The sequence below is a fragment of the Arthrobacter sp. 2YAF22_2 genome (assembly GCF_052114645.1).
Taxonomy (GTDB): Bacteria; Actinomycetota; Actinomycetes; order Actinomycetales; family Micrococcaceae; genus Arthrobacter.
Genome location: NZ_JBFRFD010000120.1, coordinates 1 through 8,101 on the forward strand (window position 1 = coordinate 1; position 8,101 = coordinate 8,101).

Below are 8,101 nucleotides of genomic sequence, written 5' to 3' on the forward strand. Positions count from 1 at the left end.
GAACAACGCGGCGGCGCCCAGTCCGTGGCCGCCGTGCCGCCGGGTGATGGTTAGCAGGGTGACGTGCTGTGCCAGCTCCTCGTCGGGATATCCGGCGGCCGCGTCCAGCGCCCATTGCGGCCCGACGAGGGCGGAGCTGCCAAAGAGGCGGAGAAACTGCACGGAACGGGCCGCCTCATCGGCGCGGGTGAGCCGGCGGCCCGCGGCGGCGCCGAACGCGCCGTCGTCGAAGCCCAGCCGGCGTGCCCACGCGAGCTGGATGATTTCAGCGGAACCGGGCTCAAGAGTCATGATTCAACCCTACCCAGCCCCGCGGCGCCCTGCCGCCTTAGCCGAAGAGGACCGCAGCCTCGTCGTAACGGTTCTGCGGCACGCTCTTGAGGTTGCCGAGCGCAGCGTCGAAGCCGACATGGACAATGTCGGTGCCGTTCAGCGACACCATGGTTCCCCAGCGCTTTTCGACGACCGAGTCGATGGCGGCCAGGCCGAGGCGGGTCGCGAGGACCCGGTCAAAAGCGGTCGGGACACCCCCGCGCTGGATATGTCCCAGCACGGTGGCCCGGGTCTCGATGCCGGTCCGGGCCTCCAGTTCGGGCGCCAGCAGTTCGGCGATGCCGCCCAGCCGCGGCCGGCCGAAGGTGTCCAGTCCGCGCTCGGAGTGCGGGGATTCCTGGCCCTCGGGCACGAAGCCTTCCGCGACGACGACCAGCGGGGCGCGGCCACGGTCGCGGGCCGAGAGGACCCAGTCGGTGATCTGTTCCATCGAGGCCTTTTGCTCCGGGATCAGGATGGCATGGGCGCCGGAGGCCATGCCGGCGTGCAGGGCGATCCAGCCCACATGGCGGCCCATCACCTCGGCGATCATGGTCCGGTGGTGCGATTCCCCGGTGGTTCGGAGCCGGTCTATGGCCTCGGTGGCGATCTCGACGGCGGTATCGAAGCCGAAGGTGTAGTCGGTGGCGTCCAGGTCGTTGTCGACCGTTTTGGGCACCCCCACGATTTTCAGGCCGGCGTCGGTGAGCCGCTTCGCCGCCGCCAGGGTGCCTTCGCCGCCGATCGCGATCATGGCGTCGATGCCGAGCCGATCCATGTTGGCCTTGATAACCTCGGGGCCGCCGTTGTTCTCGAACGGGTTGGTCCGGGACGTGCCGAGAATGGTTCCGCCCTGCTTTGCGATGCCGCGGACCAGGGTGCGGGGGATATCGATCACGTCGGCTTCGACCACGCCGCGCCAGCCGTCCAGGAACCCCACGAATTCCTGGCCGTGGACCGCAATTCCCTTAAGGACGACCCCGCGGATGACGGCATTCAGCCCCGGGCAGTCTCCGCCGCTGGTGAGGATTCCAATTTTCATGTCTCGGCTCAAATCCTGGTTCGAAGGGGTACAGGCAGAGCGCCACGCTGAGCTCACCTGGAAGTCTACTGGCGGATGTGGGGCAGCACACAACCGTTACCTATGCTCAACGCCCAATGCCCCGGCCTGGTAGGCAGGGGCACTRGGCGTAGGCGCGTCGGCGCGGCGGTCCGGCTCAGGGCCTGCCGGCGCGCCGCTCGAGGAAGGACTCCGCGATAATCGCGTTCCGCTGGTCCGGCAGGAGCAGCCAGGCAGCCAGGTAGAACACGAAGGCGGGTCCGGGGAGCAGGGCGAACAGCAGATACGCGATCCGGACGTACGCGACGTCGACGTTCAGCTTGGCGGCGATCCCGCCGCAGACTCCGCCCAGCCAGCGCTGCGGACCGCGTTTCAGGCCGAGGCCCCGGACGATGCTGAAGAACTTATCCATGGGTCAAGACTTCCCTGTCGTAGTGTCTTTGTCACGCCCGCGCCCGGACAGCACGCCGCCGATCACCAGTGCTGCACCGGCCCCGATCATCAGGCCGATCAGCACGTAGGTTCCGTTCAAGGCGATGAGGCCGAGCCGGGAGATGATGGTCAACGCCGCCAGGGCCAGGACGACCAGACCCCAGACCACAGTGCCCACCCGGGCACGCGGGCTGCCGGACGTCTCGGCCACCGCCGGGGATTCCTTCGATTCCGCTGCCGGATCGTAGCTGCTCATGTCAGTTCCCTTCCTTCACGGTGATATTGCTGAAAGTCCCCGAGATCTTGACGATCAGCCGGCCGCCGGCCTTGTCCGTGTTGTAGTTGCTCTGCTGGGTCGTGGTGCCGCCGTGGTCGCCGCGGCCGTCATTGAAGTTGCCCATCGTCATGTCCGCCTGGACCTGCACCGGGACCGCGCTCGGGATGGCCACCGTCACGTTGCTCGCGGTGGCATCGACCCGGACCACGAGGTCTGCCACCAGCGGCGCACTCAGGTTCATTTTTGTCAGGTCCACGGTGCCGGCCCCGCCGGTAAGGTCGAATCCGTCCCGGGCCTGCTCAATGCTTACCGGGCTCCAGTCGACGTTCTGGAAACGGGCACGGTCCGCGTTGGGAACCAGGTTGAAGATGCCGCCAATGATCAGTGCGACGACGGCGAAGAACCCCAGGATGCCGGCCGTCCGGCCACGGAGCCCGGAAACGAGGATCCCCAGCCCCAGCACGGCCGCGCCGCTGGCCCACACGACGGCGTTGCCTGAGGTGCCGAGATCGATCACGTGTGCGGCCTCGAGGGCCTTGATGCCGCCGCCCACCAGGAGGGCGAGGCCTACCGTGACGGCCACGGCGGGGGCGCCCGGCCCCAGATGCCGAGCCCTCGGCGCGGGCGCCTGCTGCTGTGCCTGGCCGTATCCGCCGCCGTACCCGCCAGCACCGTACCCGTCGCCGTAGGGCGGAGGAGGAGTATCCGACGGCGCCGGCCAGCCGGCACTGCCGCGGGCGGTGTCGCCGAGGGTGGCCGCATTGACGGTCCCGCTGCCGGGCGCACCGCCGGAAGGACTGTAACCGCCGGTGTCCTGGCCCGCGCCGGGGTGGACGGGGATGGGGGCCCCGTGGCGTGCCTTGTTCCGCTGGGTCAGGTAGTAGATGACGTAGATCGCACCGCCAACCCAGAACACCGTCCAAACGAAGGCGCCGAAGCCGTAGCGGTCCCACCCCCAAACGCCGGTGCCCAGGCTGGGGAACCCGATCACGGTGGTGATCAGGGCGCCCGTCATTCCCGTGCTCCAGCGGCCCGCGGCCGCCTCCTGGACGTGGATGCGTCCGTCGGGTTCCGGCAGGAAGGCCCACGCGAGCCCGTAGAGCAGGACGCCGACGCCGGCGAACACGGTCAGGACGATCAGGATGCCGCGCACGATCAGCGGGTCGACTCCGAGCCGCTGGGCGATGCCGCTGGCGACGCCGCCGACCCAGCGCTCGCGGCCCCGGTAGATGCCGTGGCTGCGGATCCAGTCGAAGAAGTTCTGCGGCTGCGCGCCCGGCGCCGGCGGTGCGCTGCTGTAGGGCGGCGGGGCGTAGGGCGGCGGCATGTACGGCGGCGGAGTGGCCCCGGCCTGTGCCGGGTACGGACCGCCGGGCGGGTAGAGGGGCGGGGCCTCCCCGGACGGTGCGCCGGGTGGCGTGGGGTTTTCGGCGGAGCCGCCGGAAGTGGCGTCCGGACTGCTTTCCGGACGGCCTAAAGCGCTCGGGTCTTCATCTGGGTGCGGAGTGTGCGGATTCATACCTCGATCCTCCCGCCCGCGGCTGCTCGCGCTCTACTGGGGAAGACCCTGAACGATCCCTGAGCGGCCCCCGGTTCGGCCCGAAAGCTGCTCCGGGGAACCCCCGTCCGTGCTTGGATTGACCTATGACTACAGCTGTTTCCCGCCCGCCGTTGGCCCGCAGCAGCAACCGGGTGATCGCCGGCGTGTGCGGCGGCCTCGCGAACCATCTCGGCTGGCCGGTGCGGATGGTCCGGGTGGGCATGGTGGTGGCGGCGCTCGCGGGCGGGGCCGGCGTCGTGTTCTATGCCTGGCTCTGGATCATGGTCCCCACCGCGGACGAGAGCGCCAAACGCAACGCCCGGCAGCCGGCGTCGCCAATCGCCCCGGCGGTGAGTGGTCCCGCCGTGGGCGAGACGTTCGCCGGCGGCCATGCTGGCGCCCCGGCCGGTACCTGGCGGACGCGGTTCCCGGGAATGCCGTTCGGCAAGGAAATCCTGCTCGGCGCGGGGTTGCTGCTGGCGGCCGGGATCCTGATCGCGCGGCTCTTCGGCCTGGACGTCCCGCTGGGCACACTGATCCCGGTGGCGGCGATCCTTGGCGGCGCCGCGATCGCCTGGATGCAGCTGGACGAGACCCGGCGCGCGGGCATTGTGGACAAAACCAAGGCGGATCAGGCCGGCGGTTGGGCCCGGCTCGCGGCCGGCCTCGGCCTGGTGGTCGCCGGGGTGCTGCTGATGGTCTCCGGCTCGGGCTCCTGGGAGCAGACCTGGCTCGCGCTGCTGGCCTCCGTCGCAGTCCTGGGCGGGGTGGCGCTGGTGCTGCTGCCCTGGGGCCTGAAGTTCTGGCGCGACCTGGAGGCCGAACGAGCAGGTCTGGTGCGTGCCACCGAAAGGGCCGAGATCGCCGCCCACCTGCACGACTCGGTGCTGCAGACACTGGCGCTGATCCAGCGGCGTGCCGGCAGCGAGCACGACGTCGTCCGGCTCGCCCGGGCGCAGGAGCGGGAGTTGCGGGGGTGGCTCTACCGGGATCCGGGCCGGGACTCGGGCCGGCTCTCCACCGGGATCCAGACGGCGGCTGCGGACGTGGAGGACTCGCTGGGGCACGCCGTGGAGGTCGTGACCGTGGGGGACTGCGCTATGAACGAACGCCTCGAAGCCCTGGTCCAGGCGGCGCGCGAGGCGATGCTCAACGCGGCCCGCCACGGCGGAGGCGCCGTCTCGGTGTATCTGGAGGTCACGGACGACGCCGCCGAAGTCTTCGTGAAGGACCGCGGGCCGGGCTTCGATCCGGCGTCCATCCCGGCGGACCGCCTGGGGGTCCGGCAATCTATGATCGGACGGATGCGGCGCCACGGCGGCACGGCGACCATCGTGAGCAGCCCCGACGGTACCGAGGTACGACTGCGGCTGCCGCTCGCGGCCGCCGCGGCCGGAACCAACGGAACGCACGGAGCGGCCGACACCAACCGAGAGGACAACCAGTGAGCAGCCAGCCAGTCGACAGCGGCGGAGCCCCGAGCATACCCGCAGCCACCCGCGTTGTAATCGTCGACGACCACGCCATCTTCCGGTCCGGACTGAAGGCCGACCTGGACCCCGCCATCGTCGTCGTCGGCGAGGCAGGAACCGTGGAAGAAGCGGTCGCAGTCATCGCCCAGACGCGGCCCGACGTCGTCCTGCTGGATGTCCACCTGCCCGGCGGACTGGGCGGCGGCGGACGGGAGGTGCTGGCCGGCTCCGCCCCGCTGCTGGGCAGCATCAGGTTCCTGGCGCTGAGCGTTTCCGACGCCGCCGAGGATGTCGTTGCCGTAATCCGCGCCGGCGCACGGGGCTACGTCACCAAGACCATTTCCGGAGCCCAGATCAGCGACGCGGTGCGCCGCGTGGCGGGCGGCGACGCGGTCTTCTCCCCGCGGCTGGCCGGCTTCGTCCTCGACGCCTTCGGGACCGCCCCGGCGGACATCGCGGACGACGAACTCGACCGGCTGTCGGCCCGCGAACTCGAGGTGATGCGGCTGATCGCGCGCGGCTACAGCTACAAGGAAGTTGCCAAGGAGCTGTTCATCTCCATCAAGACGGTCGAAACCCACGTCTCGGCCGTACTGCGCAAACTCCAACTCTCCAGCCGGCACGAACTGACCCGCTGGGCCGCGGAGCGCCGCCTCCTCTAGGCCGCCATCCGACGCTCCCGCAGTTCCTGCCGGAATCCGACCGACGCTCCCGCAGTTCTTGCCGGAATCAGACCGACGCTCCCGCAGCCGTGAGTCACGGATACGGGAGCGTTGGTCTCACGCCGGCCGGATGTGCGGGAGGGCTGTTACTTGRCTTTGCCGAGGAAATCCTGGAGGCGGCCGACGCCGGTCGCGAGGTCGTCATCGCCCAGTGCGTAGGAAAGCCGCAGGTAGCCTGACGGGCCGAAGGCCTCACCCGGGACCACGGCGACCTCCACCTCATCGAGGATCAACGCGGCCAGCTCGGCCGAGGTCGCGGGCCGGACCGGGCCGTTCGCGGTGGGGAACTCCTTGCCCAGCAGCGCGCGGACGTCGGCGTACACGTAGAACGCGCCCTTGGGCGTGGGGCAGTCCACGCCGTCGATCGCGTTGAGCCCGGCCACAATGGCCTTCCGGCGGCGGTCGAAGGCCACCTTCATCTCGTCGACGGCGGTCAGCGGACCGGACACCGCGGCGAGGGCGGCAACCTGGGGGATGTTCGAAACGTTGGAAGTGGCATGCGACTGCAGGTTGGTGGCGGCCTTGATGACATCGGCCGGACCGATCATCCAGCCCACGCGCCAGCCGGTCATGGCGTAGGTCTTTGCGACGCCGTTGAGGATGACCACCTTGTCGCCCAGCTCGGGCGCCGCGGTAGCGATCGAGGTGAACGGAACGCCGTCATACGTCAAGTGCTCGTAGATCTCGTCGGTGACCACCCAGAGGCCCTTGGCGGCGGCCCACTGGCCGATCTCCTTGACCTGCTCGGGGGAATAAACGGCGCCGGTGGGGTTGGATGGGGAAACGAAGAGCAGGATCTTGGTGCGCTCCGTGAGCGCCGCCTCCAACTGTTCCACTGTCACCAGATAGCCCTGCTCCGGGCCGGCGAAAACCTCCACCGGAACGCCGCCCGCCAGCCGGATTGCCTCCGGGTAGGTGGTCCAGAACGGCGTCGGCAGAATCACCTCGTCGCCCGRATCCAGCAGCGTGGCGAAGGTGTTGTATACGGCCTGCTTGCCGCCGTTGGTTACCAGCACCTGGGACGCCTCAGCCCGGTAGCCGGAGTCCCGGAAGGTCTTCTCGGCAATCGCCTGCTTCAGCTCGGGCAAGCCGCCGGCGGGGGAGTAGCGGTGGTACTTCGGCTGGCTGGCGGCCTCGATGGCGGCCTGGACGATGTAGCCGGGAGTCGGGAAGTCAGGTTCGCCGGCGCCGAAGCCGATGACAGGCCGGCCGGCCGCCTTCAACGCCTTCGCCTTGGCATCGACAGCCAGTGTGGCGGATTCGGCTATGGCGGATATGCGCTGGGAAATGCGGGCGGCGGGCATTGCGGGTCCGATCTTCGCGGCAGCTCGTGGCTGGTTGTGGGATTCGACGGAATCTACTCTATGCTGTTCAGCGGATCCTCCGGGGTGCCCGGGTCGCGAATGTGACCCGACGCGGGAAAGTGGCTGCCGAGTGTACCGATTTCCGCCGGCAGGTAAGGATCTGGAGGGCCGGTTCGACGTGGGCGCAGTTGTTGCGTAGACTGGTTCTCCGGTGTTGAAAACACGATGATGGCGTGCGCCTCAGGGAGGCCTGCGGAAAAGCGCAGCCTGACCGGTTTTCGATCCATAGGGTAGTGGCGCAATTGGTAGCGCAGCGGTCTCCAAAACCGCAGGTTGCAGGTTCGAGTCCTGTCTGCCCTGCGCAAGCTGTTCCGGGGGTATCACCGGAGCAGGCGCAGCAACCATGGTTCAGTTCAGAGCCGGGTATCCGACATCGCGAGGATGAGTGAGGATCAGGTGACCGAAACAGCTGCCAGCAGCTCCAAAGGCCGCCCCGCCAAGAATGCCCCCAGGGCAGGATTCTTCGCTCGGATTGCACTCTTCGTCCGCCAGGTCATCGGTGAACTGAAGAAGGTCGTCGCACCGACCCGCAAGGAACTGATCAACTACACGCTCGTCGTGCTGGTGTTCGTGGTCATCATGATGGTGATCGTCACCCTGCTGGACCTGGCCTTCGGGACCGGAGTGAGCTGGGTCTTCGGTGGAACAGGCGCCACGGACCACTAAGGCGACCGGTCCGCAGACTGCGTGGAGCTCCGGCAAGCCGGAGCTTCCGTGGGGTCTGCGGAATTGAGTCATTTAAATAGGCATGTTCGCAATGAGGAAGCAGGAGACCAAGTGTCTGAGCAGGAGCTCGAGGTAACTGAGACTGAGCTGGATAAGGGCCAGGACGCCGCGGTGGAAACCGCGGAAGAGTCCGAGGCTGTGTCTGCTGCGCCCGAATCCGACGCTGCCGACGAGGCCGCCGATGAGACAGTAGCCG

At 68.7% G+C, this 8,101-nt stretch carries 8 protein-coding genes, 1 tRNA gene and 1 pseudogene; 4 read left to right on the forward strand and 6 right to left on the reverse strand.

Annotated elements, in window-relative coordinates; genetic code table 11:
• From AB4Y86_RS07025 to AB4Y86_RS07045, 5 genes and pseudogenes are all read right to left on the reverse strand, one after another.
• Positions 1 to 291, reverse strand: a pseudogene (locus tag AB4Y86_RS07025) (GNAT family N-acetyltransferase); the annotation flags it as partial.
• A gap of 37 nt (positions 292 to 328) precedes the next feature.
• Positions 329 to 1,354 carry a 6-phosphofructokinase gene (locus AB4Y86_RS07030; RefSeq protein WP_441401344.1) on the reverse strand — a complete coding sequence of 342 codons (1,026 nt, stop codon included), beginning with the start codon at positions 1,352 to 1,354 and terminating at the stop codon, positions 329 to 331.
• A 175-nt stretch (positions 1,355 to 1,529) separates the two neighbouring features.
• The gene (locus tag AB4Y86_RS07035; protein WP_441401346.1) at positions 1,530 to 1,784 is read right to left on the reverse strand and encodes a PspC domain-containing protein; all 255 of its coding nucleotides are present in this window, start codon (positions 1,782 to 1,784) and stop codon (positions 1,530 to 1,532) included.
• Between the two features lie 3 nt (positions 1,785 to 1,787).
• Positions 1,788 to 2,060, reverse strand: a complete 273-nt coding sequence (locus AB4Y86_RS07040) for a hypothetical protein (protein WP_441401348.1) — start codon at positions 2,058 to 2,060, stop codon at positions 1,788 to 1,790.
• Between the two features lies 1 nt (position 2,061).
• Positions 2,062 to 3,600, reverse strand: a complete 1,539-nt coding sequence (locus AB4Y86_RS07045) for a PspC domain-containing protein (protein WP_441401350.1) — start codon at positions 3,598 to 3,600, stop codon at positions 2,062 to 2,064.
• 125 nt (positions 3,601 to 3,725) lie between these two features.
• On the opposite strand from AB4Y86_RS07045, the gene AB4Y86_RS07050 reads away from it, so the two are divergent.
• Together AB4Y86_RS07050 and AB4Y86_RS07055 are read left to right on the forward strand one after the other, a co-directional pair.
• On the forward strand, positions 3,726 to 5,069 hold the full coding sequence (locus AB4Y86_RS07050; RefSeq protein ID WP_441401352.1) for an ATP-binding protein: 1,344 nt from the start codon (positions 3,726 to 3,728) through the stop codon (positions 5,067 to 5,069).
• The gene (locus tag AB4Y86_RS07055; protein ID WP_441401354.1) at positions 5,066 to 5,755 is read left to right on the forward strand and encodes a LuxR C-terminal-related transcriptional regulator; all 690 of its coding nucleotides are present in this window, start codon (positions 5,066 to 5,068) and stop codon (positions 5,753 to 5,755) included. Before AB4Y86_RS07050 ends, AB4Y86_RS07055 begins: the two co-directional genes overlap by 4 nt.
• 146 nt (positions 5,756 to 5,901) lie before the next feature.
• On the opposite strand, the gene AB4Y86_RS07060 is transcribed toward AB4Y86_RS07055, so the two are convergent.
• Entirely contained in the window at positions 5,902 to 7,119 is a 1,218-nt protein-coding gene (locus AB4Y86_RS07060) for a pyridoxal phosphate-dependent aminotransferase (RefSeq protein WP_441401356.1), read from the reverse strand.
• A 287-nt stretch (positions 7,120 to 7,406) separates the two neighbouring features.
• Here AB4Y86_RS07060 and AB4Y86_RS07065 point away from each other — a divergent pair.
• Together AB4Y86_RS07065 and secE are read left to right on the forward strand one after the other, a co-directional pair.
• Positions 7,407 to 7,479 (forward strand) — tRNA-Trp (locus AB4Y86_RS07065).
• A gap of 81 nt (positions 7,480 to 7,560) precedes the next feature.
• Positions 7,561 to 7,845, forward strand: a complete 285-nt coding sequence (secE, locus tag AB4Y86_RS07070) for a preprotein translocase subunit SecE (RefSeq protein ID WP_441401357.1) — start codon at positions 7,561 to 7,563, stop codon at positions 7,843 to 7,845.
• The last annotated feature ends 256 nt before the right edge of the window (positions 7,846 to 8,101 follow it).

What these genes read in the sequence shown, in the direction of transcription:
- AB4Y86_RS07040 (WP_441401348.1), bottom strand. Translation starts at nt 2,060, where the DNA reads ATGAGCAGCTACGATCCGGCAGCGGAATCGAAGGAATCCCCGGCGGTG.
- AB4Y86_RS07050 (WP_441401352.1), top strand. Translation starts at nt 3,726, where the DNA reads ATGACTACAGCTGTTTCCCGCCCGCCGTTGGCCCGCAGCAGCAACCGG.
- secE (WP_441401357.1), top strand. Translation starts at nt 7,561, where the DNA reads ATGAGTGAGGATCAGGTGACCGAAACAGCTGCCAGCAGCTCCAAAGGC.
- AB4Y86_RS07035 (WP_441401346.1), bottom strand. Translation starts at nt 1,784, where the DNA reads ATGGATAAGTTCTTCAGCATCGTCCGGGGCCTCGGCCTGAAACGCGGT.
- AB4Y86_RS07045 (WP_441401350.1), bottom strand. Translation starts at nt 3,600, where the DNA reads ATGAATCCGCACACTCCGCACCCAGATGAAGACCCGAGCGCTTTAGGC.
- AB4Y86_RS07030 (WP_441401344.1), bottom strand. Translation starts at nt 1,354, where the DNA reads ATGAAAATTGGAATCCTCACCAGCGGCGGAGACTGCCCGGGGCTGAAT.